At 69.5% G+C, this 22,215-nt stretch carries 21 protein-coding genes and 4 pseudogenes; 17 read left to right on the forward strand and 8 right to left on the reverse strand.

Translation table 11 applies throughout. The features are described from left to right. The first annotated feature begins 8 nt into the window (after positions 1 to 8). From KSF81_RS26715 to KSF81_RS26760, 10 genes and pseudogenes are all read left to right on the forward strand, one after another. On the forward strand, positions 9 to 1,445 hold the full coding sequence (locus KSF81_RS26715) for a chemotaxis protein CheW (protein ID WP_217381930.1): 1,437 nt from the start codon (positions 9 to 11) through the stop codon (positions 1,443 to 1,445). Then, positions 1,442 to 2,529 (forward strand): annotated as a pseudogene (gene cheB, locus KSF81_RS31225) (chemotaxis-specific protein-glutamate methyltransferase CheB). The gene KSF81_RS26715 and the pseudogene cheB overlap by 4 nt, the downstream one beginning before the upstream one ends. Beyond that, complete coding sequence (locus tag KSF81_RS26725; RefSeq protein WP_217381931.1) at positions 2,526 to 3,380, forward strand: protein-glutamate O-methyltransferase CheR; 855 nt, start codon at positions 2,526 to 2,528, stop codon at positions 3,378 to 3,380. Before cheB ends, KSF81_RS26725 begins: the two are co-directional and overlap by 4 nt. Then, the gene (locus KSF81_RS26730) at positions 3,377 to 3,832 is read left to right on the forward strand and encodes an Hpt domain-containing protein (RefSeq protein ID WP_217381932.1); all 456 of its coding nucleotides are present in this window, start codon (positions 3,377 to 3,379) and stop codon (positions 3,830 to 3,832) included. Before KSF81_RS26725 ends, KSF81_RS26730 begins: the two co-directional genes overlap by 4 nt. Further along, positions 3,832 to 4,506, forward strand: a complete 675-nt coding sequence (locus KSF81_RS26735; protein ID WP_217381933.1) for a hypothetical protein — start codon at positions 3,832 to 3,834, stop codon at positions 4,504 to 4,506. The genes KSF81_RS26730 and KSF81_RS26735 overlap by 1 nt, the downstream gene beginning before the upstream one ends. A gap of 10 nt (positions 4,507 to 4,516) precedes the next feature. Then, entirely contained in the window at positions 4,517 to 5,350 is an 834-nt protein-coding gene (locus KSF81_RS26740; protein WP_217381934.1) for a chemotaxis protein CheA, read from the forward strand. After that, on the forward strand, positions 5,347 to 5,595 hold the full coding sequence (locus KSF81_RS26745; protein ID WP_217381935.1) for a hypothetical protein: 249 nt from the start codon (positions 5,347 to 5,349) through the stop codon (positions 5,593 to 5,595). The genes KSF81_RS26740 and KSF81_RS26745 overlap by 4 nt, the downstream gene beginning before the upstream one ends. 75 nt (positions 5,596 to 5,670) lie before the next feature. Further along, positions 5,671 to 6,054, forward strand: a complete 384-nt coding sequence (locus tag KSF81_RS26750) for a response regulator (protein ID WP_217381936.1) — start codon at positions 5,671 to 5,673, stop codon at positions 6,052 to 6,054. Further along, the gene (locus KSF81_RS26755; RefSeq protein WP_309139766.1) at positions 6,051 to 6,692 is read left to right on the forward strand and encodes a chemotaxis protein CheX; all 642 of its coding nucleotides are present in this window, start codon (positions 6,051 to 6,053) and stop codon (positions 6,690 to 6,692) included. Before KSF81_RS26750 ends, KSF81_RS26755 begins: the two co-directional genes overlap by 4 nt. Positions 6,693 to 6,701: 9 nt before the next feature. Continuing rightward, complete coding sequence (locus KSF81_RS26760) at positions 6,702 to 9,452, forward strand: PAS domain S-box protein (RefSeq protein WP_217381937.1); 2,751 nt, start codon at positions 6,702 to 6,704, stop codon at positions 9,450 to 9,452. Between the two features lie 316 nt (positions 9,453 to 9,768). Here the strand turns inward: KSF81_RS26760 and KSF81_RS26765 are convergent, their stop codons facing one another. The 3 genes from KSF81_RS26765 to KSF81_RS26775 are packed head-to-tail and all read right to left on the reverse strand — an operon-like array spanning position 9,769 to position 11,919. Continuing rightward, positions 9,769 to 10,392, reverse strand: coding sequence for an ATP-binding protein (locus KSF81_RS26765; RefSeq protein ID WP_217381938.1), 624 nt, complete (start codon positions 10,390 to 10,392; stop codon positions 9,769 to 9,771). Further along, a complete protein-coding gene (locus tag KSF81_RS26770; RefSeq protein ID WP_217381939.1) occupies positions 10,392 to 11,387 on the reverse strand; it encodes a Mu transposase domain-containing protein in 996 nt (331 codons plus the stop codon). The genes KSF81_RS26765 and KSF81_RS26770 overlap by 1 nt, the downstream gene beginning before the upstream one ends. Then, entirely contained in the window at positions 11,311 to 11,919 is a 609-nt protein-coding gene (locus KSF81_RS26775; RefSeq protein WP_217381940.1) for a hypothetical protein, read from the reverse strand. Before KSF81_RS26775 ends, KSF81_RS26770 begins: the two co-directional genes overlap by 77 nt. A 116-nt stretch (positions 11,920 to 12,035) precedes the next feature. Between KSF81_RS26775 and KSF81_RS32555 the strand changes: the two are divergent. The 5 genes and pseudogenes from KSF81_RS32555 to KSF81_RS26795 all read left to right on the forward strand — a co-directional run. After that, positions 12,036 to 12,146: pseudogene (locus tag KSF81_RS32555) on the forward strand (ATP-binding protein); the annotation flags it as partial. A gap of 44 nt (positions 12,147 to 12,190) precedes the next feature. Continuing rightward, positions 12,191 to 12,964 (forward strand): hypothetical protein, encoded by a 774-nt coding sequence (locus tag KSF81_RS26780; protein WP_217381941.1) that lies wholly within the window; start codon positions 12,191 to 12,193, stop codon positions 12,962 to 12,964. Positions 12,965 to 13,386: 422 nt separating this feature from the next. Then, positions 13,387 to 13,857: a succinate dehydrogenase, cytochrome b556 subunit gene (sdhC, locus tag KSF81_RS26785; protein ID WP_309139767.1), complete on the forward strand. Its 471-nt coding sequence runs from the start codon at positions 13,387 to 13,389 to the stop codon at positions 13,855 to 13,857. After that, positions 13,857 to 14,273 (forward strand): succinate dehydrogenase, hydrophobic membrane anchor protein, encoded by a 417-nt coding sequence (sdhD, locus tag KSF81_RS26790; protein WP_217382120.1) that lies wholly within the window; start codon positions 13,857 to 13,859, stop codon positions 14,271 to 14,273. Before sdhC ends, sdhD begins: the two co-directional genes overlap by 1 nt. Positions 14,274 to 14,348: 75 nt before the next feature. Next, positions 14,349 to 15,131 (forward strand): succinate dehydrogenase iron-sulfur subunit, encoded by a 783-nt coding sequence (locus tag KSF81_RS26795; RefSeq protein WP_217381942.1) that lies wholly within the window; start codon positions 14,349 to 14,351, stop codon positions 15,129 to 15,131. Here KSF81_RS26795 and KSF81_RS26800 read toward each other — a convergent pair. Genes KSF81_RS26800 through KSF81_RS26820 form a run of 5 tightly spaced genes read right to left on the reverse strand, consistent with a single transcriptional unit; the run spans position 15,122 to position 18,318 of the window. After that, positions 15,122 to 15,499: a hypothetical protein gene (locus KSF81_RS26800; RefSeq protein ID WP_217381943.1), complete on the reverse strand. Its 378-nt coding sequence runs from the start codon at positions 15,497 to 15,499 to the stop codon at positions 15,122 to 15,124. The two genes, KSF81_RS26795 and KSF81_RS26800, sit on opposite strands and share 10 nt — an antisense overlap. A 50-nt stretch (positions 15,500 to 15,549) precedes the next feature. Beyond that, positions 15,550 to 15,825 (reverse strand): DUF1971 domain-containing protein, encoded by a 276-nt coding sequence (locus KSF81_RS26805; protein ID WP_217381944.1) that lies wholly within the window; start codon positions 15,823 to 15,825, stop codon positions 15,550 to 15,552. 12 nt (positions 15,826 to 15,837) lie between these two features. Continuing rightward, positions 15,838 to 16,344: a CBS domain-containing protein gene (locus KSF81_RS26810; RefSeq protein ID WP_217381945.1), complete on the reverse strand. Its 507-nt coding sequence runs from the start codon at positions 16,342 to 16,344 to the stop codon at positions 15,838 to 15,840. After that, a complete protein-coding gene (locus KSF81_RS26815; RefSeq protein ID WP_217381946.1) occupies positions 16,341 to 16,556 on the reverse strand; it encodes a DUF2945 domain-containing protein in 216 nt (71 codons plus the stop codon). Before KSF81_RS26815 ends, KSF81_RS26810 begins: the two co-directional genes overlap by 4 nt. Positions 16,557 to 16,581: 25 nt before the next feature. Continuing rightward, the gene (locus KSF81_RS26820; protein ID WP_217381947.1) at positions 16,582 to 18,318 is read right to left on the reverse strand and encodes a molybdopterin-dependent oxidoreductase; all 1,737 of its coding nucleotides are present in this window, start codon (positions 18,316 to 18,318) and stop codon (positions 16,582 to 16,584) included. Between the two features lie 278 nt (positions 18,319 to 18,596). Between KSF81_RS26820 and KSF81_RS26825 the strand changes: the two are divergent. Together KSF81_RS26825 and KSF81_RS26830 are read left to right on the forward strand one after the other, a co-directional pair. Beyond that, positions 18,597 to 19,059: pseudogene (locus tag KSF81_RS26825) on the forward strand (recombinase family protein). 31 nt (positions 19,060 to 19,090) lie between these two features. Beyond that, positions 19,091 to 22,085 (forward strand): annotated as a pseudogene (locus KSF81_RS26830) (Tn3 family transposase). Positions 22,086 to 22,215: the final 130 nt, after the last annotated feature.

Consider the following 22,215-nt stretch of genomic DNA (forward strand, 5'->3'; position numbering starts at 1 on the left):
TGACGCCAGTGGCGTGGACGGCCGCGGAGGGTCGTTCCCTGACGGTCACGGTAGCGGGCGAAGTCCTCGCTCTGCCCGCCGGCATGGTGCGGGAGGTGCTGCGGCCGCGGCCCGTTACGCGCGTGCCGCACGCGCCGGCGGCCCTGCTCGGGCTGGCGAACATGCGGGGGGCGGCGCTGCCGGTGGTGTCCCTCGCCGCGCTGATGGGGCGGGAAACTGCTGCGCCGTCGGGCGCCACGCGGGTCGTGGTGATGGAGGGGGAGGTGCCGGTCGGGTTGCTGGTGGATTCCGTCTCCGCCCTCGGAGGCGGGAGTGTCCGTACGGTGGATCCGGACGCGCTGCTGGCGCGGGCCTTCGGCACCTCAGCGCGCCGCGGCACCGGCGCGCGCGGGCGAGCATCCGCGATCGTCGGACCGGGAGCCGTCGCGCCGCAGGCGATTTTGGAGGAACTCGCCCTCATCGCTTTCCTCCTCGCCGGACAGGAGTACGCCCTACCGCTGGACAAGGTCGCGGCTGTGATGCGTCTGCCCGCGGAGGTGGCGGCGGTGCCGCGTACCGGTCAGGCGATGCTTGGGGTCACGGCATACCGCGGCGGACTGCTGCCACTCGTCTCACCCCACGCGCTGCTCGGGATCTCTGTGGCCGAGGCCGCCCGCGCGCGGGCACGGATCGTCGTGGCGCGGCTGGGCCCGGCCCTTGTCGGACTGGTGGTGGACTGTATGACGGCGATCCTGCGTCTGCCCGAGGCTGCCATTGATCCCGTCCCGCCAGTCCTCACGCGGGGCGCGGGCGAGGCGCGGGTGGAGGCCATTGGCCGATTGGAGGGAGGACGGCGGCTCGTCTCCATCCTCGCCCCGGCGCGGCTCTTCAACGACGAGACGGCGTTGCAGCTCCTGGCCGACGCCGGTAGGGAGACGGGCGCGATGACCGATGCCGAGGGCGGGTCCGAGGCGGTTGAGCGTTTCGTGGTGTTCCGGTTGGGCGACGAGCATTACGGCCTGCCAATCACCGCGGTGGACGAGGTGGCGCGGCGGCCGGAGAGCCTGACGCGGGTTCCTCGCGCGCCTGCCTTCGTGGACGGCGTGATGAACCTCCGCGGCGCGGTCATCCCGGTGATTGACCAGCGCCGACGTTTCGCCGCGGGGGGAGCGGCGGAGGAGGGCCACGGCCGCGTCGTCGTGCTGACGATCGAGGGGTTGCGCGCGGGGCTCGCGGTGGATGCAGTCACCGAGATCCTCTCCGTCCCGACCACGGAGCTGACCCCGGCCCCTACGCTGGCGGCCTGCGAGGCTGCTATGTTCGACCGCGTCGCGACGGTGGAGCGGGACGGGCGCATCATCCTGCTAATCAACCCGAAAATCTTGCTGGATGCGGCGGAGCGGGACCTGCTATCCGCCATCGCCTCGGACGGCGCGGGCGGAACGGGGGCCGACCCCGCCCCGTGATCCGGCTTCTCATCGTGGACGATTCCGCCCTGATGCGGCGCCTGCTGGGCGAGGTGTTCCGGGCGGAGGGCGACTTCGAGGTCGCCGTCGCGCGCGACGGCGACGAGGCGATGGCGATGCTGGCTGAATGCCGGCCGGACGTGATGACGCTCGACGTGCAGATGCCGCGGATGGACGGGCTGGCCTGCCTCGACCGCATCATGCTGGAGCGGCCGCTCCCGGTGGTCATGGTCTCCTCCGTCACGGAGGCGGGGGCGCGGGAGACGCTGAAGGCGCTGGAGCTGGGCGCTGTGGACTTCGTCCCGAAGCCGGGCGGGGCGGTGTCGCTCGCGATAGATGAGCTGGGGCCACTGCTGGTCGAGAAGGTGCGGGCGGCGGCCGCGGCCCGGCTGCGGCCGAGCCATCGGTTGCGGGAGCGCGTGCGCCTGCGCGCCGGATTGTCGGCGTCGCCGACCCCGTCACCAGCACCCCGGGCGACGCGCCGGGACCCCGCGCCGCGCGCGGCCGGGCTGGTGGACCGAGTGGTACTCGTCGGCTGCTCCACAGGTGGGCCGCCGGCGCTGGACGCGCTGCTTGGGCCGCTGCCGGCCGATTTCCCCTGGCCGATCCTCGTCGCGCAGCACATGCCCGCGGCTTTCACCGGGCCGCTGGCACGGCGGCTGGACAAGCTCTGTGCGCTGACAGTTGTGGAGGTCACGCGGCCCGTGCCGGTCGTACCAGGGCAGGTCCATATCGGGCGCGGGAATGCCGACTTGATCCTGTCGCTGCGTCCCGGCGGGCTGGTGGCGATGGCGGCCCCTGCCCTGCCAGAGCATCGCTGGCACCCGAGCGTGGACCGTCTCGTCACGAGCGCGTTGCAGCACCTGTCGGCCGAGCGCCTCGTCGGCGTGCTGATGACGGGGATGGGGAGCGACGGCGCCGCCGCGATGGCGCGGCTGCGGGCGGGGGTGGGCGGACGATCGCCGAAGCTGAGGAGACCGCCGTGGTCTGGGGGATGCCGGGTGAGCTGGTACGGCTGGGCGGGGCAGAGGCCGTGCTGCCGCTGGACGCCATCGCCGGCACGCTGACGGGCTGGGCTGGATGAGTGGACCGGGCGCCTTTCCCGCCGAGCCGCCGAGCGCGGAGGAGCTGCGGCGCCTCTGCGATTTCATCTACCGCCGTAGTGGCCTGTCCTACGGCGAGAGCAAGCGGACCTACATCGAGCGGCGGCTGGCGATGGGGATGGAGCGGAGCAGCGCCCCGTCCTTCCTCGCCTACATGGCGCTGCTGCGGGTCAACCCGGCGGAGGCCGAGCGGCTGATCAACAGCGTCACGGTGAACGAGACTTACTTCTACCGTGAGGAGCACCAGCTTCAGTGCCTCGGCCGCTCCCTCCTGCCGGAGATCGTGGCGGCGCGCGGGCCGGGCGACCTCGTGCGCCTCTGGTCCATGCCATGCTCCACGGGGGAGGAGCCCTATTCCATCGCCATCTGGCTGCTGGAGAACTGGGCGCTAGTCGACGCCTACAACATCGAGATCGTCGGCTCCGACCTCGACACGGAGGTCCTAGCCGCGGCGCTGGAGGGGCGCTACGGTAAGCGGGCCCTCTCGCGTCTGCCGCCCGGCGTGGTCGAGCGCTACTTCGAGCCGCCGCATGGTCACCGGCGGCAGATCATCCGGGACCTGCGGGAGTCCGTGCGCTTCACCCTCGCCAACCTCGTGGACGCGGACAGCATGGCGGCGCAAGGTCGCTTCGACGTCGTGTTCTGCCGCAACGTGCTGATCTACTTCGACGAGGCCGCCCGTCAAGCGGCCTCGCGCCACCTCTTCGCGGCACTGAACCCGGGCGGCTTCCTCTGCCTCGGCCATTCAGAGTCCATGGCGCGGATCTCCGAGCGCTTCATTGCGCGGCGCTTTGAGAACGCGATCGTGTATCAACGCCCGGTGGGCGCATGAGCGAACTGCTGGATCAGTTTCTCCTAGAAGGTCGGGAGCTGATCCAGCAGGCGACCGACGACCTGCTGGCGCTGGAGCGCCATCCGGGGGATGCGGCGCGGCTCGACGGAGCCTTCCGGGCGGTGCACACGCTGAAGGGATCGGTGGCGCTGTTCGACCTCGTCCCGATGGAGCGCGCGCTGCACGCGGCGGAGGACCTGCTGGATGCGGTGCGCGACGGGCGGCGGGCGGCCGGACAGAACGTGATGGACGCCTTGCTCGACCTCATCGGCGCGAGCGAGGGGTGGATCGAGGAGATCGCGCGGACGGGCGGCCTGCCCGAGGATGCGCCGCAGCACGGGCGGGCGCTGGAGGGGCGCTACGCGCGGCCCTGGATGGCGATGCGGTGCCGTGCGCGACGGTGCCCCCGGCGGCACCCTGGGCCACGAGGGCCGAATGGTTGCCGGGGCTGATGGCGGCCGAAGCGGAAGCTCTTGCGGCGGCGCAGGCAAGCGGGAAGGGCGTGACGGCGCTGCGTTACGTTCCGGTGCCCGACTGCTTCTTCCTCGGAGACGACCCGATGGCGCTCGTCCGTGCGGTGCCGGAACTGACAGGGTTGCGCGTCCTGCTCCGCGCGCCTTGGCCGGAGGAAGGGCCCGATCCCTTCACCTGCAATCTCGTCATCGAGTTGCTGAGCACGGCGGCGGAGGTGGAGGTCCGGCAGGTCTTCCGCTTAGTCGCGGACCAAGTGGATGTTGTAGCGATCCCGCTGCCGGATCGACCCGCGCCGGAGGTGCCGGTACCGGGCGCCGGGACGACGAGCGCCGCGTCGCGCAGCCTACGGGTGGATGCGGCGCGGGTAGACGCGCTGGTGGATCTGGTAGGTGAGCTGATCGTCGCGAAGAACGGCCTCGCTCATCTCGTCGCACAGGCAGGGGAGACGGATCCGCGGCTGGCCCGGGCTCTGGCCGAGAGCCAAGCCGGCATCGAGCGGCTGGCGGAGACAATGCACCGCACGGTGATGGGCGTGCGCATGGTGCCGCTGGCCCGCACCTTCCGTCGGCTACCGCGGCTGGTGCGGGAGGCAGCGGCCGGGCTGGGGAAGACCGTCGCGCTGGACATTAGGGGGGGAGGCAACGGAAGCTGACAAGGCGATCGTGGACGGGCTGTTCGACCCGCTGCTGCACCTGCTGCGCAACGCGGTAGACCACGGGATCGAGAACCCGGCGGCACGGGCCGCCGCGGGCAAGCCGGCGACCGGCCGCGTCACCCTGGAGGCGCGGCGCGAAGGCGACGAGATCGCCGTGGAGGTGACGGATGACGGGCGCGGCATTGATCCCGCGCGGGTCCGCCGGGTCGCGCGGGAGCGGCGCCTGATGCCAGACGCGGCGCTCGACGCGCTGGACGATGCGGCGGCGGTGCAGCTGGTGTTCCAGCCCGGCTTCTCGACGGCCGCCACCGTCACGGCCCTGTCGGGGCGCGGGGTGGGCATGGACGCGGTGCGCGCGGCCGTGGAGGGATTGGGAGGGCGCGTCTCTCTGGCGAGCCAGCCTGGCGCGGGCTCGACCATCCGCCTGTTGTTGCCGCAGGGCGCCTGCGTCACGGCCGTCTTGATGGTCCGGCTAGGAGGGGACGTGTTCGGCGTGCCGGTCGAGGGTGTGGCAGAGACAGCGCGCATCCCAGCGGACTGCATTCTTCCCCTTCGCGATGGAGAGGCCTTCGTGTTCCGCGGCCGGACGGTGCCGCTGCTCCGCCTGTCCTCGCTGCTGAACCTGCCGGAGACGGCGCGCGAGGGTAACGCGCGGGTGCTGGTCATCGGTTCCGGTGCTGGGCGGGCCGGGGTGGAAGTGGACAGCTTCGTGGGGCAGGTCGACGTGTTGCTGCGGCCACTGTCCGGGCTCCTGGCCGGGATACCCGGGCTGCTCGGTACGGCACTGCTGGGGGATGGACGGGTGCTGATGGTGCTGGACCTGCCGGGGTTGGTCGGATGAGCGTGCGGCTGGATGGCCCGGTTATCTGTCTGGAGGGCGAGTGTCGGGTGGAAGACACCGAGCCCCTGCTCGCCGCCCTGCAGGGTGGGCCAGGGCGGGTCGTTGACCTGAGCGGGGCGGGCCCCCTGCACGCGGCAATCGTGCAGGTGCTGCTGGCACTGCGGCCGCCCCTGTCGGGGCCTGCACGCGACCCGTTCACGGCTCGGTGGCTGCTGCCGCTTTTGGCGGCGAAGCCACCGGGCTAGACTGGGCCGAACTGTTGCTGGGGTTGGGCAGGCCTCCGAAGCCAGCGCCTTCCTCTTGGAGTTTGGAGTTCAGGCATGGCCATCACGGTGCTGATTGTTGACGACAGCAAGCTCGCCCGGATCGTGGCGGGGAAGGCCGTCGGCGCCCTGGAGCCGGGCTGGGAGCGCGCTGAGGCGGGCAACGCCGAGGAGGCACTGGCGCGGGTCGGGTCGGGCGGGATAGATGTCGCCTTGCTCGACTACAATATGCCGGGAAAGGACGGGCTGACCCTCGCGGCGGAGCTGCGTGCGCTGCACCCGACCATGCCGCTGGCCATCATCACGGCGAACGTGCAGGACGAGATCATCGCCCGCGCCCGCGCCGTGAACGCGACCTTCGTTGCCAAACCGGTGACGGAGGAGGGTCTGCGCGGTTTCGTCTCCGGGGCTGCCCTACGGCTACGTGCGGCTGCACAGTGACCCCGCCCGAGGCGCTGCTGAACGAGCTGGAGCGCGATGCTCTCACGGAGCTGGTGAACATCGGCGTGAGCCGAGCGGCGGCCAGCCTGCGTAAGATGGTCGGCGGGGAGGTCTTGCTGTCGGTTCCTTCCGTGGAGATCATTGACCACCACCGGGCCATCGCGCTGATCCAGGAGAGAGAGGGCGAGGACCTGGTAGCGGTACGGCAGGACTTCTCCGGTGCGTTCCAGGGACGCGCCTTGTTGATCTTCCCCCAGGCCAATGGCCTGGAACTGGTGCGTGCCGTGCTGGGCGAGGCGTTGCCGGACGACGAGGATGCGGCGGCGATGGAGCAGGAGGCGCTGGCCGAGACGGGCAACGTGATCCTCAACAGCTGCCTCGCCACGATGGCGAACATGCTGGAGCGCTCCCTTACCATGTCGCTGCCCCAGGTGCTGCGGACTGACGGCCGGGGCTTGCTCGCGAACGGGGATACGGCGGCGGACGAAGGGCCGGTGCTGTTCCTCTATATCAACTTCTCCGTGCGAGAGCGGAGCATCCGCGGCTATATCGCGATGGTGATGGACCTTCGCTCACTCGACGCACTGAAACGTCTGGTGGGCGACTTTATTGACCGGGTGATGCAGGATGAGGCGTAGCGACCAACCGTGAGCGATTTTGGGGACAGGGCACCCAACGCAGCGCCGCCGGCCGAGCTTCAGCAGCTTGCCGGGCCGCTCTTCGACGCGATGGCGCGCTCGGGCCTGTCCCTAGTCGTGACCGATGCGCGGCAGCACCACAATCCCGTCGTCTTCGTCAACGCCGCTTTTACAAGGCTCACCGGCTACGCGCCGGAGGACGTGATCGGCCGTAACTGTCGGCTGTTGCAGGGTCCCGGGACAGACCGGGCCACCATCGCCACCATCGCAGCGACGCTGCGCGAGGGACGCCTCGTCGAGGCGGACTTACTGAACCATCGGAAGGACGGTACCGCCTTCTGGAACAAGCTGGTCGTCGTTCCGGTCCCTGGCGACGCGGGGCGGCCGGCCTTCTTCCTTGGCACCCAGGCGGACGTCACGGCGGTGCGGGCGCCCGGGGTCCAGACCGCCCTCCACGTGCACCAGCGGGCACTGGATGAGGTGACCGACCATCTGCGAGCGACCCTCTCCACCGTAGGCGTGATGGCGTCTTGGGACTGGCACATCGCGGAGCGGCGAATCTATGGGGATACGCGCTTCGCCGCCCTCTACCAATTAGGGCGGGGTGAGGCGGTCCGCGGTGTTGCGCCGGCGACCTTCTTCTCCATCATCCATCCTGGGGAAGAGGCGCGCATCCGGCTGGCCGTAGGGGGAATCCTGCGCGGGGCCGAGGTCTTTTCGAAGGAATACCGCGTCGTCCTGCCGGACGGGACGACCCGCTGGGTCCATGGCCGCGGCCGCCGCCATGGGGATGCGGAGGCGGCCCGCTTCGTCGGCACGATGGTGGACATCACCGACCAGAAGCGCGCCGCGGAGCGGCTGCGGATCGCGCAGACTGCAGGCGGCATAGGCACTTTTGAGTATGTCAGCGGCTTCGGCACGGTCTCGGTGTCGGCGCAGTTCTGTCAGCTCCTGGGCCTGCAGCCGGCGGCGGACCTGCCGCTGCGGACGGTCAACTCGGTGGTGAAGCCGGAGGGTGGGTCGATCATTGGCGCGACGACCGAAGCGGAAATCGGACAGGTCAGTCAGGCGGAGTTCTGCATCATACGGCCCGACACCGGCGAGCGACGCTGGCTGATGCGGCGCGGTGAGTTTCTCCGCGACACAGAGACTTCCGAACTGCGCTTCAGCGGTGTGATTTACGACATCACCGACGCCAAGCGCACCGAAACGTTGCTGCGCAACCTGAACGAAGAACTGGAGGTACGTGTCTCGGAGCGTACGGCGGACCGCAACCGGTTGTGGCGGCTGTCGACCGACATCATGCTCGTCGCGCGCTTCGACGGTACGGTCAACGCAGTGAACCCGGCCTGGACGAGCTTGCTCGGTTGGGCTGAGGCCGAACTTGTCGGCAGCAACCTAATGGGCCTTGTCCACCCCGAGGACAGGGCTTCGATGCTCGCCGAGATAGGCAAGCTCGGGCAGGGCGCCACCATCCTCCGGTTCGAGAACCGCTACCGAGCGCGCGACGGAAGCTACCGCTGGCTTTCCTGGATCGCGGTTCCTGACGCCGACCTCATCCAGGCGGTCGGTCGTGATGTTACGGACGAGAGGGCGCGTCAGGCCGAACTCGAGGCCGCCCAGGAGGCACTCCGCCAGAGCCAGAAGATGGAGGCCATCGGACAGCTCACAGGTGGAGTAGCGCACGACTTCAATAACCTGCTCACGATCATCAAGTCGTCCACCGACTTGCTGCGCCGGCCGGACCTCGCCGAGGAGCGGCGCCGCCGGTACGTTGATGCCATCTCCGACACGGTGGACCGGGCCGCCAAGCTCACGGGTCAGCTCCTCGCCTTTGCCCGCCGGCAGGTTCTCAAGCCCGAGGTCTTCGACGTGCCCGAGCGCGTGCAGGCCCTCGGCGACATGCTGCGCACGATCCTTGGGTCGCGCATCCGAATAGTGACGCAGATCGACACTGGGCGCTGTCTCACGGAGGCCGACGTTACGCAGTTCGATACGGCTCTCGTCAACATGGCCGTGAATGCGCGCGACGCAATGAACGGTGAGGGAACGCTCCGGGTAAGAGTCGAGAGTTCGCCGGGGATTCCGAGGGTAGGGGCCCAGGAGGGCCGCACGGGCACGTTCGTCGCCGTATCACTCTCCGACACCGGATCCGGCATCGCGACCGAGAAGCTTGCGCACATCTTCGAGCCGTTCTTCACGACGAAGGACGTCGGCAAGGGTACAGGCCTTGGACTGTCTCAGGTATACGGCTTTGCAAAGCAGAGCGGCGGGGATGTAGGGGTCGAAAGCGAGGTCGGGCGCGGCACCACTTTCACCCTCTACCTGCCGCGGGTTGAAGGCGAGGCGGCACCGCAAGCCGGAGCGGTCGGTAAGATACAGGGCGACACCGGCGGCGGGCTGCGGGTGCTTCTAGTCGAAGACAATGTCGAGGTGGGCAGGTTCTCGACCCAGCTCCTGCAGGACCTCGGCTACGAGACAACCTGGGCTGCCAGTGCCGACGAGGCCCTGGCATTGTTGGAGCGGTCGCACTTCGACATCGTTTTCTCGGACGTGGTCATGCCCGGCATGAGTGGGGTCGAACTGGGAAAGCTGATACGGCAGCGCCACCCCGAATTGGCCGTGATTCTGACCTCCGGCTATAGCCACGTCCTCGCTGAGAAGGGCCGTAGCGGTTTCGGATTGCTGCAGAAACCCTATGCCATCGAGGACCTGTCCCTGGTGCTGCGCCGGGTCTCACAGAGTCGGACCATCCGATAGCTCCGAGAGATTCGGATTATAAAGGCAGGGGTTCTGTCAGAACTCGCGCCAGGCTGGCTGTGTCTATGAATTTTGGCCCACCGGTGCTGACGAATTCTGGCCCACCTACCGCTTCTGACCGTCCTGGCCGGGCCGCGGCCCGGCCAGGACGGTCAGCGTCGCTGTTCTGGTGTCCTCCTCATGGCTTGGCGGGCTTGCGCTGTGCCGTGGTGCGGCGGAACCGGTAGGAATCCGTGCCCGTGGTGATGATGTGCGCTCGGTCGGTCAGGCGATCGATCAGGGCCTTGCACAGCCGCGGGTTCGGGATGACCTGCGGCTATTCGGAGAACGGCAGGTTGGTGGTCACGATCACCGCCGCCTTCTCGGCCCGGTCGGCGATCACCTGGAACATCAACTCGCAGGCGGTCTCCGCGAGCGGCACGTAGCCCAGCTCGTCGATGCAGATCAGGTCAAGCCGCTCCCAGCGGCCGAGCGCGCGGCTCAGCTGGTTGGCATGCGCCGCCTCGGCCAGTTCGTTGATCAGCCCGGTCGCCGTGGTGAACCGCACCCGCCGCCGCTGACGGCAGGCCGCCACGCACAGCCCGGTCGCCAGATGGGTCTTGCCCGTGCCCGCTTCGCCGATCAGCAGCACCGGCTCCGCCTTGGCGATGTATTCGCCCTCGGCCAGCCCGCGCAGCTGGGCGGCCGGGACGCCGGAGCGGTCGAACTCGAATGCCTCGAGCGTCTTCATCCGCGGCAGCCGGGCGTCGTGCAGCAGACGCGTGATCGCCCGGCTCTCGCGCTCCTCCATCTCGGCCGCCAGCAGGGCTTCAAGATAGCCGAGATGGGACTGCTTCTCCCGGATGGCGGTCTCCGCCAGGCGGCTGAACTGCCCACCGATGGTCGGCATGCGCAGCGCCTTGCAGTGCTGCCGGATGGCCTGGTCCTGCAGGTCGCTCATCACGCCCTCCCGGCGCAGGGGCCGGAGAGGAGCAGCGTGTCGTAATCGGCGACACTGGGCATCGGCCGGTCGTAGCGGGCCAGTTCGCCGATATCGACCGGCGTGGGCCGGGCCTTGTGCAACGCCGCCTCGCCCAGCAGATAGCGCACCGCCGCGACGTCGCAGGCGCCGAGCGACACCGCCGTGGCGATCGCCGCCCGCAGCCGCTCCTCGCCGAACTCCCTACCCAGCATCAGCACTGCCACCATGGCGCGGGTGCCGTTCTGCTTGCCGTGCCGGGCCCGCAGCCGATCCCAGAGCACGTCATGGCAGGCCGGCCAGCGCCCGGCCCGGCGCCACTGCTCCAGCGGCCTGGACCCGGCGAGCGCCCCTGGCTTGTGGCCCAGCACATCCAGGTAGTGCTCGAGATCCAGCACCTGCTGGCGGCGGCTGTGGCAACGCTCGTGGCGGGCGATCCGCCGTCCGCCATGCCAGATCTCGACATGCAGCGGGTGCACCCGCGCCTCCACCCGCGTGCCCGCCCGGGCAGGCACCGAATAGGCGTTGGTCTTGACCGTGACGCAGCCCTGCTTGTCCACCAGCGGGAACGTCACCTCGGCCAGGTCGAAACCCTCGTCTGCGGGACGCAGCAGGTGGCCGCGCTCCGCCGCCATCGCCACGCCGACCGCCTCACTGCGCCCGTCCAGGACCCGTGCCTCGTCCGCGCGGCAGGCCGCCAGCAGCAGCGCGTTCAGCGCGTCGAGGTCGGCCACCTCCGGCACCGGGACCAGGTGGTTGCGGCGGAAATAGCCGACCTCGCCCTCGATGCCGCCCTTCTCATGGCCTTCGCCGGGGGTGCAGAACTCGGCCGCGAACCGCCAATGCGAGCGGAACGCCACGAACCGCGCCGTCTCCTCCCGCCGGTGCCCGCGCAGGATCTTACGCACCGCGCTTGCCAGGTTGTCGTAGCGCAGCAGCCGGAACACCCCGCCGAAGTAGCCGAAGGCCCCCCTCATGTGCCTCGAGGAACGCCTGCTGCGTCGCGTGCAGGTAGGCCCGGTGGAACGCCGCGCCGCTCGCCATCGAGCGCATGGCGAAGACCTGCACCCGGGTCCGCTCGCCGCCGAGGTCGGCCCAGGCCTCGTACCAGTCCACCTGCGCCTCCTGGCCCGGGCCGTAGCTCTGCGGCACGAAGGTCTCGCGCCGCACCAGGCCCATCGCCCGCTTGCGCTCCCGCACGTGGTTGCGCACCGTCGACTCGGCCAACGCGGTGCCCGGAAACTCCTTCAGCAGCCGCCGATGCAGACGCCGCGCCGTATGCCGCTGCTTGCGCGGCGCCCGCAGATCCTCCTCCAGAACCCGGTCGATGAAGGACGCGACCGCATCCAGCTTGGGCTTGGCGCGCTGCGGGTAGTACCGCGCCGGGGGCAGTGCGCTGGCCAATGCCTGTCGCACCATCCGGCGGTGCACCCCAAACTTCGCCGCCACACCCGCCACCGTCCCGATGCCGAACTCATGCTCCCGGCGAAGCTGCTCGAACAAATCCACCTTGGCTTTCCAATCCACTCCAGGCCCCCCCGGGTCACCCAGGAGACCGTAGGTTGGGGGACGGCAGGTGGGCCAAAATCTAGCAGCACGCCTGGGCCAACATTCAGTAGCAAAGCCACAGCCACGTGCTGACCATTCGTGGCGACAGCTACCGCTTGCGGGAGAAGCGGCGGTCCGGGCTACTCAAATCCAACGTCGCACCGGCTCCGGCCGGGTCATCCGAATGACCGGGGTGGCTGGGTTTTCGATGTCGCCGCTGGCTGGGTTCCTGATGTCGTTTGACAGGATGGTCGCGGGCAACCCCGCGGCCCCGGCTGAGGCACTGGCGGCGCTGGCCAGAGACCCCGACGAGTGGGTGCGCCGGACGGTCGCGCGCAACCCCGCTATCTCGGCTGAGGTGTTGGCGGCGCTGGCCAAAGACCCCGCCAAGGAGGTGCGCGGGTCGGTCGCGGGCAACCCCGCGGCCCCGGCCGAGGCACTAGCAGCGCTGGCCAAAGACCCCGCCAAGGAGGTGCGCCGGACGGTCGCGGGCAACCCCGCCATCTCGGCTGAGGCGCTGGTGGCGCTGGCTGGCGACCCCGCCACGGAGGTGCGCCGGACGGTCACGCGCAACCCCGCCATCTCGGCCGAGGCACTAGCAGCGCTGGCCGGCGACCCCGCCACGGAGGTGCGCCGGACGGTCGCGGGCAACCGCGTCACCCCGGCCGAGGTGCTGGCGGCGCTGGCCAAAGACCCCGCCAAGGAGGTGCGCCGGACGGTCGCAGGCAACCCCGCCATCTCGGCCGAGGTGCTGGCGGCGCTGGCCGGCGACCCCGCCACGGAGGTGCGCCGGACGGTCGCGGGCAACCGCGTCACCCCGGCCGAGGTGCTGGCGGCGCTGACCGGCGACCCCGACGGGGGGTGCGCCGGACGGTCGCGGGCAACCCGAACACGTTGCTTGAAGATCTCGAGGTGGAGAAGGTGGCTCGATAGGGCCATGCCCCGAATCCGGACCAAGCCCGGGCGCCCAAAGCGCCGCGTGACATTGCTTGCCAATGCTCGCTGACGTGCCTTGACACGAAAGGCGGAGGAGGCGTTTCGTTACAATAAAGCACCAAACCACCGAGGCCGCAGCGGGCTTGGCCTGGAGGCCCAGGAAGCGGCCATCCGGGCCTTCCTACAGCCCGGCGACCGCCTGCTGGCGACGGTCTACGTCGAGGTCGAGAGCGGCCGGCGCACTGACCGGGCCGGACCTAACGGAATGCGTGGTTCTGTAGCGTAGCGGAACGAAGCGAGAACGCGGCGGTGGCCTGGTGAAGGAAACCCACCACCCCGCCCTGGTGCCGCGTGTGTCACTTTCCGAAGTCCCCTTCAGTGGTATTCGTTGGAGCTACTGAACTCACGAGCTTTCCAAGCGACAGTTCTTCAAGGAAGCGCAGCGGCTCGGCGCGCCGCGTTCCTTGATTGGACCACGGAGGCGAGACACCCGTGAAGGATATCCGTGACACGCTGATGCTGGCGCGCAGGAGCGACGGCACGCTGGTCGCCCGGCCGTTGTCGCCCCATCTGCAAAACTATCGCTGGCCGGTCAGCATGGCGCTGTCAATCGCCCACCGGGCTACCGGCATCGGGTTGTCGGTGGGCGCGCTTCTCGTGACGTGGTGGCTCGCCGCCGCAGCGGTTTCCGACAGCGCCTTCGCTATGGTGCAAGGCTTCCTCGGGTCGGGCTTCGGCGTCTTCCTGCTGATGGGCTGGGCGGCGGCGCTGCTGCTGCACCTATTCCTGGGCATCCGCCACCTAGCATGGGACGCGGGCTGGGGGTTCGGCACACTGGCCCAACAGGAACCTGTGCGCCCAGGCCACGAGAACCGTATCTATCGCATCACCGGCTGGGGTGTCATCGGCGTGACCGTGATCGCCACGCTGATCGTCTGGATCATCGGCTTCGTGGTGTGGTGATGCCAAGCAACCCTGACCTCCCGGATAGAGCCATTCACGTCGATGTCCTGCGCTCTCAGCTCAAGCGCGTGCGCGGCCTCGGCTCGGCCCACTCCGGGTCCGGAACGTGGTGGGCGGAGCGTCTGACCTCGATCGCGCTGGTGCCGCTGACCCTGTGGTTCATCGTCTCGGTCATCAGCCTCGAAGGCGCGACCCGGGCCGACGTGTTTGCCTGGCTGCACGCGCCGGTGCCGCTGGTCCTCATCCTGTGCATGGTCGTCGCCACTTTCTGGCACATGGAGCAGGGGCTGCGCGTGGTCATTGACGACTACGTGCGCAGCGACGTCCTCCGCATCGCGATGCTGCTGCTCAGCCGCGGCGTCTGCATCGTCGCCGCCTTGCTCTGCGTCGTCTCGGCGCTACGCCTGGGGCTTTGACACCGACCGACGAGGTTTCGGTGTTCCGCTGAGGAGATGGTTCACCGAGGCGCCAACACAGGGGCCAATATGCACATGGTCGCTTTCAGACTGCCCGCGAACAGCCGCATCAAGCCAGGCAAGACCTTCGCCGCGCCCGCCGGCACAAGGCGCGTGCGCGCGTTCCGTATCTACCGCTGGAACCCCGACGACGGGACCAGCCCACGCACCGACACCTACGAGGTCGATCTCGACACCTGCGGGCCAATGGTGCTGGACGCTTTGATCACCATCAAGAACGAGGTCGACTCGACGCTCACCTTCCGCCGCTCCTGCCGCGAGGGCATCTGCGGGTCGTGCGCCATGAGCATCAACGGAGTGAACACGCTCGCCTGCCTCAAGCCGATCGAGGAGGTGAAGGGCCCGGTGCGGATCACGCCCTTGCCGCACATGGCGGTGGTGAAGGACCTCGTTCCCGATCTGACGCAGGCCTTTGCCCAGTACCGCGCCATCGAGCCCTGGCTGAAGACCGACACCCCCGCGCCGCCGGACAGGGAACGCCTGCAATCTAAGGAGGAGCGCGCCCGGATCGACGGCCTGTGGGAATGCATCCTGTGCTTCTGCTGCACGGCGGGCTGCCCCAGCTACTGGTGGAACGGCGACCGGTTTCTCGGCCCCGCCATCCTGCTGCAGGCGTACCGCTGGATCGCCGACAGCCGCGACGAGGCGACCGGGGAACGGCTGGAGGCGCTGGAAGACCCGTTCAAGCTGTACCGCTGCCACACGATCATGAACTGCACCGACACCTGCCCGAAGGGGCTGAACCCCGCCAAGGCAATCGGCGCGATCAAGCGGTTGATCGTGGGGCGTCAGGTCTGAACGGGTGGGCGGAAGCGAGAGGTCCGCTCGACAAGATCGACCATGTGGGCTGCCGCGCGCGTCGTCAGCGGGTGTTGGGTGAAGCCCGGCCTCGCGGATATGTAGCGCGCCATCTCGCAGGCCTGTTCGATCTGCCGGTCCGACGCGGTGGCCAGCAGCGAGATCACGAGGTTCTCCAACGCGATGACGCGGACGTGCAGCGCGCCCAACTCGGCGGCGTTGTTGCCGGGCATCGGAACCCGGTCCTCGGCCGCCGTCGGCGCCATCTGCGGACCATCCGGTCCAGCACCCCCTTCGTTGTCCCACCTGGACAGCGCCTGTTGGCGCAGCAGCGAGGCGTCGGGAGGATCGGAGCCTTGGTCGGACATGCGGTCGTCTCCTTCGGACAGCGTTCGGATCGGCTTCCCGCGCAGGGCGGCTACGGAGCGCGATGGAATTCCAGGTAGAAGCGCACCGGTCCGACCGGCTCCACATGATGCCGGACCTCTGGCTCGATCACGCCGGGTCGGCCCGGCTCCAAGGTGCTCTCTGATGGCGGGGTCTCGATGCGGTAGCGCAGCTTGCCTTCGAGGACATGGATCATGGCCCACGCCCCGCCCTTGGTCTCCTGCGCGCGCAGGAGGGCCGGCGGCACCGTGTCCTGCGTGAACACCGGTGTCCGCCGGCTCGGCACGTAGCCTGCCGGGATCGGCATGTCCGCCCCGAATCACTGATACCCGACGTTCATCACGTAATCGCGCAGGAGGGCTTCGTCGTTCTCCGATTCGCCCAGCAGGCTCTGCAGGGCGTCCCGCGCATAGATGATCCCGACCGGCTTCCCGCCCTGGCCGACGACCGGGACGCGCTGCAGGCCGCGCCTTTTCATCACTGACCAGACATCATGCAGCGTGTCGCCGGGCCGGCAGGAAACGACGTCGCGCGTCATGATCGTGTCCACCCTGGCCATGCAGCCACCGCCGATGCAGTGCCCGATCTGCCTGACGATATCGGTCTTCGTGAGCACGCCGACCATGCCTCCGTCGTGGCCGCAAGCAACCACGAGGTCAGTGTGTGGCTTGGACATGAGATCAGCCGCGTCCTTGACCGGGGCTGCGGCGTTGACCGTGGCCAGGCGCTCGCGCGCCCTGGGCAACATCTGCTCGGCGAACATTCCTGCCCTCTCCTTGCTGGAGTAATTCTGTTGCGCTCGATCCGGCAGGATGGCGCGGTTCATTCGTTCATCCGCTTCAGCGCGGCGCCTTTGTGCATGGCGATGTGGTCGGTCTTGTCGCTCTTGATCTCATACTGCGGATCATCTTCGGTCGCATGGTGGGTATACCCTTTGTAATCGGCATCTCTTGTATGCACCTTGATGATTCTACCTCTGACGTGCCCGGCTTCCGAGTTCCAGGTCACATGATCCCCGACCTTGAATCGTTCTGTCATGTCGAGCTGCTCCCACGGCAGGCGGTCATATCGGCATGCGGTAGCCGTAGAACTCATGGTCCTCGTTGTAGCCACCCTGGCCGGCACCGAGGTCGGCGAAGTCGTGCACGAACTCGATGGCTGTGATCCATTTGACCATCTTGAAGCCCAGTTCGTTCTCGCATCTCAGCCGCAACGGCGCTCCGTGCAGCACGCTGACCGGCGCCCCGTTCATCTCGTAAGCAAGGATGGTCAGCTCGTGGCGCATGTTGTGCATCCTGTGCACGTCGTAGTAGCGGCCCCCGTCGGCGCCGTCGGCCAAGGAGTAGAACACGGCGTAGCGGGCATCGGCGGTCGGGCGCACCAGGTCCAGGACATGGCGCATGGGAACGCCGCCCCACTTGGCGACGCCGGACCACCCCTGGATGCAGAAGTGCGTCGTGATCTGCTCCTGCTTTGGCATCGCCTTGAGGTCGGCAAGAGAGAACTCCCGCGGTTGCTCGACCAGCCCGCCGACTCGCAGCCGGTACCGAGCGAAGCCGTCGGCCACTAGGGCATCGAACTCGGCGGAGTGCGGCATCGTGCCGTTCGGCCAGAAGTGCGGCGAGATGTCCTGCTCGGTCAGCTCGGAGGCCGGATCCCACCACTCGGCCAGGCCCTTGATCCAGCCGATCAGGAACGTGCCGATCTCCTGCACCAGCCGCGCGTGCCGGATCGTGAAGGGTGAGGCGCGCCACCACGCCAGCCCCACGACCACCATGGCCAAGGCGAAAGGTAGGAACCCGGCCCAGGAGGGGCTCTCCACGCCGGCGAACATGTGGTTCGTGTTCTGCCGCAGGCCGGTGACGAACACCATGACTCCGTGGGCCAGGATGAACAGCACGAACCAGAAGAACGAGAGGAAGTGGATGGACCGGGCTACCTGCCGGTTCAGCACCCTCCCGCCCCAGCCCAGCCTGTTGGAGATTGCCGGGCTCTGCAGCAGGCCGGTGGCGATGGAGGTGGGAGCGGCGACGAACACCGTGATGAAGTAGCTGAGCTGCTGCAGGCTGTTGTAGCGGGTCCAGCTCTCGTCCACCGGGAAGTTCAGCGACGCATACTGGATCGCCGTCGAGAGCGCGTTGGGCAACACGTCCCAGGTGAGCGGCACCAGCCGGCGCCACTGGTCGGTCGAGAACAGCAGCGCGTAGAAGGCCATTCCGTTGATCGTCCACAGCAGGTTGACCGAGAGATGCCACCAGCGGGCGAGCCCGATCGTGTGGCGCAGGCCCGGAATGCCCAGCCATGTCGGCAGCGTTACAGAGTCGTCCTTGGCGGTCCAGATGCGGTCCTTCGGCACCGGACGCTGGAAGCGGAACCAATCCGTGCCGGGCGTGCAATCCCGCTTCCAGTACAGCCGCGGATGATCGGCCAGGATCTGGATGCCGGCGCGGATGATGAACATCATGAACAGCATGTTCAGGAAGTGCTGCAGCCGCAGCCACCACGGGAAACCGGAATCGACCGACGGCGCCGCCTGGGCGATGCCGGGGTACCGCGTGATGAAGGCGCGGACCTCCGGGTACTCCCGCAAGCTCTGGGCCACGGCGATGGTGAGAACGAGTGCCGTGAACCCGAGCGGCAGCGCCCACAGCACGCTGACCCAACGTCGTCCCACACGGAGACGAGGCACGATACCCTCGCTTGGAGGCAGCCAGTGGCTCAGCAGGATACGGTCGTCCGCCGGGGCGAGGCTCGCCGCGATGGGATCGTGCGGCGGCGTAACGTTAGACGGGTTCTCCATCGACCTTGCCACTCGTGAACCTGGCACGAACGCCACGTCCTGTTTGAGCTACGTCCTGGCCCCGAGCAAGCGTCACAAGCGCCGGGGCCACGGGGAGGAGCCGTCTTCTGAAAGCGACAGCGTGCGGAACCCCGTGTTGCGGGTGTCAGGAAACGGGTGTTTGCCGGCGGGATCGCTGACCGGGGCGCCGGACGCCTGCCGACGGCCGAAATCCTGCGCGACAAACGCTGTCGGAATGACCTACCGTGCGGAAACCCCAGGAAGCGGGTTTTCCGCGCATGCTGGTTGGCTACATGCGGGTCTCCTCCGATGGCGACCGCCAGGTCCTCGATCTCCAGCGCGACGCGCTGCTGGCCGCCGGCGTCGACGCGCGGCACCTGTTCGAGGACCGCGCCAGCGGCAGCCGCGACGACCGTGCTGGCCTCGCCGCGGCGCTCGCCTTCCTGCGGCCCGGCGACTGCCTCGTCGTCTGGAAGCTCGATCGCCTCGGCCGGTCGCTGCCACACCTGCTGACCGTGGTGAACGACCTCAAGGCGCGCGGCGTCGCGTTCCGGTCGCTGACCGAGGTGATGGACACGACTACGCTGCAGGGGGGAGTTGCTGTTCCACGTCTTCGGCGCGCTCGCGCAGTTCGAGCGCTCCCTGACCCAGGAGCGGATCATGGCAGGCCTCGCCGCCGTTTGCCGGACCTTCGGCGTCAAGCGCAGCACCCTGACCGACACGCTGGCGCGCATTGGCTAGTCCGCCGGCGCCGCGGGAGAGGGAGGACGGGGTGGCGCGCCGACAGCAACTGACCGAGGCCCAGATCGCGGCGCTCTACGACCCGCCGGCCGAACCGCGTGACCTCGCGCGCCACTGCACGCTGTCGCCGGAGGACCTTGCGTCAGTTGCGCGCCGGCGGGGCGACCACAGCCGGCTCGGCCACGCGCTGATGCTCCTCTACCTGCGCCACCCCGGTCGCCCGCTACGCGCCGGGGAGGTGCCGCCGGCCGCGCTCGTGGAGTTCGTCGCCGCGCAGGTCGGCGCGGCGTCCGAGGCGCTCGGCGGATACCTCGCCTCGGAGCAGAACCGGCGCCGCCACGCCGCCGAGCTGCAGGAGCGGCTCCGGCTGCGCCCCTTCGGCCCGCGCGCCGCGACGGACCTCGAGGGCTGGCTGCTGCCGCACGCGATAGAGGACGACCGGCTGGCCCACCTGGCCGGGCTGGCGCTGGAGGAATGCCGCCGGCGGCGGGTCGTGATCCCGCCGCCGCGCACGCTGGAGCGGCTCTGCCTGGAGGTCCGGCACCGGGCACGGCGCGAGGTCCACCGCCGCCTGACCGACAGCCTGTCGGCCGAGCAGCGACGCCGGCTGGACGCACTCACGGCGCGCCGGGGGGACACGAGCCAGAGCTGGCTCGCGTGGCTGCGGGGAATGCCGGAGGCCACCAAGCCGTCCGCCATGCTTAACCTGATCGAGCGCCTCCGGCACGTCCGCGCCGTCGGCCTCGACGCGGGGTACGGGCATCGCGTGCACCAGGCGCGCCTCGCCCGGCTCGCCCGCGAGGCCGGGCGCACCACGGTCCAGCACATCGCGGGCTACGAGAGGGGGGCGGCGGCATGCCACCCTCGTCGCGGCCACGCTCGACATCTCGGCGGACCTGACCGACGCGGCGCTCGACCTGTTCGACCGCCTGGTCGGGGCGATGTTCCGCAAGGCCGAGGGCCGTCACGCTCGCGACTTCCAGGCGGACGGCCGCGCCATCAACGACAAGGTGCGCCTCTACGCCCGCGTCGGCGGCGCCCTGCTGGCGGCGCGCGCTGAGGGCCGGGATGCCTTCGCGGCGCTGGAGGGGGTGATCCCCTGGGATCGGTTCCGCACGAGCGTCGAGGAGGCCGAGGCGCTGGCGCGGCCGGAGGAGTTCGACGCCTACCGGGAGCTGGGCGAGCACCACGCCGGCGTCCGGCGATGGGCGCCGGCCTTCCTCGACGCCTTCGAATTCGACGGCGTGCCGGCCGTCGCGCCGCTGCTGCGCGCGGTCGGCATCCTGCGCGAGGCCAATCACGCGGCAACACCTCGCCTGCCCCGCTCCGTCCCGACCTCCTTTGTGCGGGAGCGCTGGGCGCGCCACGTCCTGCCGGGCGGCGCTGCTGCCGACCCGGACCGGCGCTACTACGAGATCTGCGTTCTGGCGGAGCTGCGTGACCGGCTGCGCGCGGGCGACGTCTGGGTGGCGGGCAGCCGGCGCTACCGTTCCTTCGAGGAGCGCCTCGTCTCGCGCGAGGCGCTGCAGGCCATGGAGGCGGACGGCACCCTGCCGGTCGCGGTCGATCCCGACTTCGACCGCTTCATCGCCGCGCGCCGGGACCTCCTCGCCGTGCGGCTCGCCGCCGTCGACACGAAGGCCCGTGGCGGTCTGCTGCCGGAGGTCACGCTCGAGCGCGGTGTGCTCAAAATCGCGCCGGTCGAGCGGTCGACCCCGCCCGAGGCAGAGGCACTGGCCGCGCGGCTCTACGCGATGCTGCCGCGCATGCGGGTTACCGACCTGCTGGCCGAGGTCGCCCGCTGGACGCTCTTCCCGGACCTCTTCACCCACCTCCGCAGCGGCGAGGCCGCGCCCGACCCGCGCGTGCTCATGGCGGTCCTGCTGGCCGACGGGCTGAACCTCGGGCTGACGCGCATGGCGGAGGCCTGCGACGTCGCCAGCCTCGGCCGGCTCGCCTGGACCGCCGACTGGCACGTCCGCGACGAGACCTACGCCCTGGCGCTCCGCCGCCTCGTCGACCGGCAGGGGCGCGAGCCGCTCGCCGCCCACTTCGGCGCCGGCACGGCCTCGTCGTCGGACGGCCAGTTCTTCCGCGCCGGCGGCCCCGGCCGGGACGCGGCCCGCCTCAACGCCCACTACGGCGACGCGCCGGGCGCCAAGTTCTACACCCACCTCTCCGACCGCTACGCCCCATTCCACACGAAGGTCATCGCCGCGACCGCGAGCGAGGCGGTCCACGTCCTCGACGGCCTGCTCTACCACGGGAGCGAGGTCGCCTCCTCGCGCCACCACACCGACGGCGGCGGCGATTCCGAGCACGTCTTCGCGCTGTGCACGCTGCTCGGCTTCGGCTTCGCACCGCGCATCCCCGACCTGAAGCACCGCCGCCTCTACGTCTTCGGCAAGGCCTCCGACCATCCGGCGCTCGAGCCGCTGATCGCCGGGCGCATCAACGTCGCGCTCATCCGCGCCCACTGGCCGGACATCCTGCGCGTCGCCGCCTCCATTCGCACCGGCACGGTGACCGCCTCGCTCATCATGCGCCAGCTCGCCTCCTACCCGCGGCAGAACGGCGTCGCCGCCGCGCTGCGTGAGCTCGGCCGGCTGGAGCGGACGCTGTTCACCCTCGATTGGGTCGAGGATCCCGAGCTGCGCCGGGGCGCGACGCGCGAACTCAACCGCGGCGAGTCCCGCAACAGCCTGGCCCGCGCGGTCTTCCTCCACCGCCTCGGCGAGATCCGCGACCGCACCTACGAGAACCAGCGCCACCGCGCCTCCGGGCTGAACCTGCTCGTCGCCGCCATCATCCTCTGGAACACGCGCTACCTCGGCCGCGCCGTCGCCGCCCTCCGCGAGGTCGAGGACGTGCCTGACCAACTCCTCGCCCACCTTTCCCCGCTCGGCTGGGAGCACGTGAACCTCACGGGCGACTATGTCTGGGCCGCCTCGGACGAGGTGTCGGATACCCGTGACGGATTCCGCCCGCTCCGGCCCGTGACCGACGCCATGCGCCTAGCCGCCTGAGTTCGCGCTTCGTCCCGCTATGCTACACGGCCGCGCAGTTCGTTAGGTCCGGCCGACCGCCCCGAGCTAGAGCACTTCGCCTCGTCCCTCTCAAACGGGCTGTAAGTCAACGGTATTGTCGCTAGGCCCG

Origin of the sequence: Siccirubricoccus sp. G192 (genome assembly GCF_019084075.1) — a bacterium.
GTDB lineage: Bacteria > Pseudomonadota > Alphaproteobacteria > Acetobacterales > Acetobacteraceae > G192.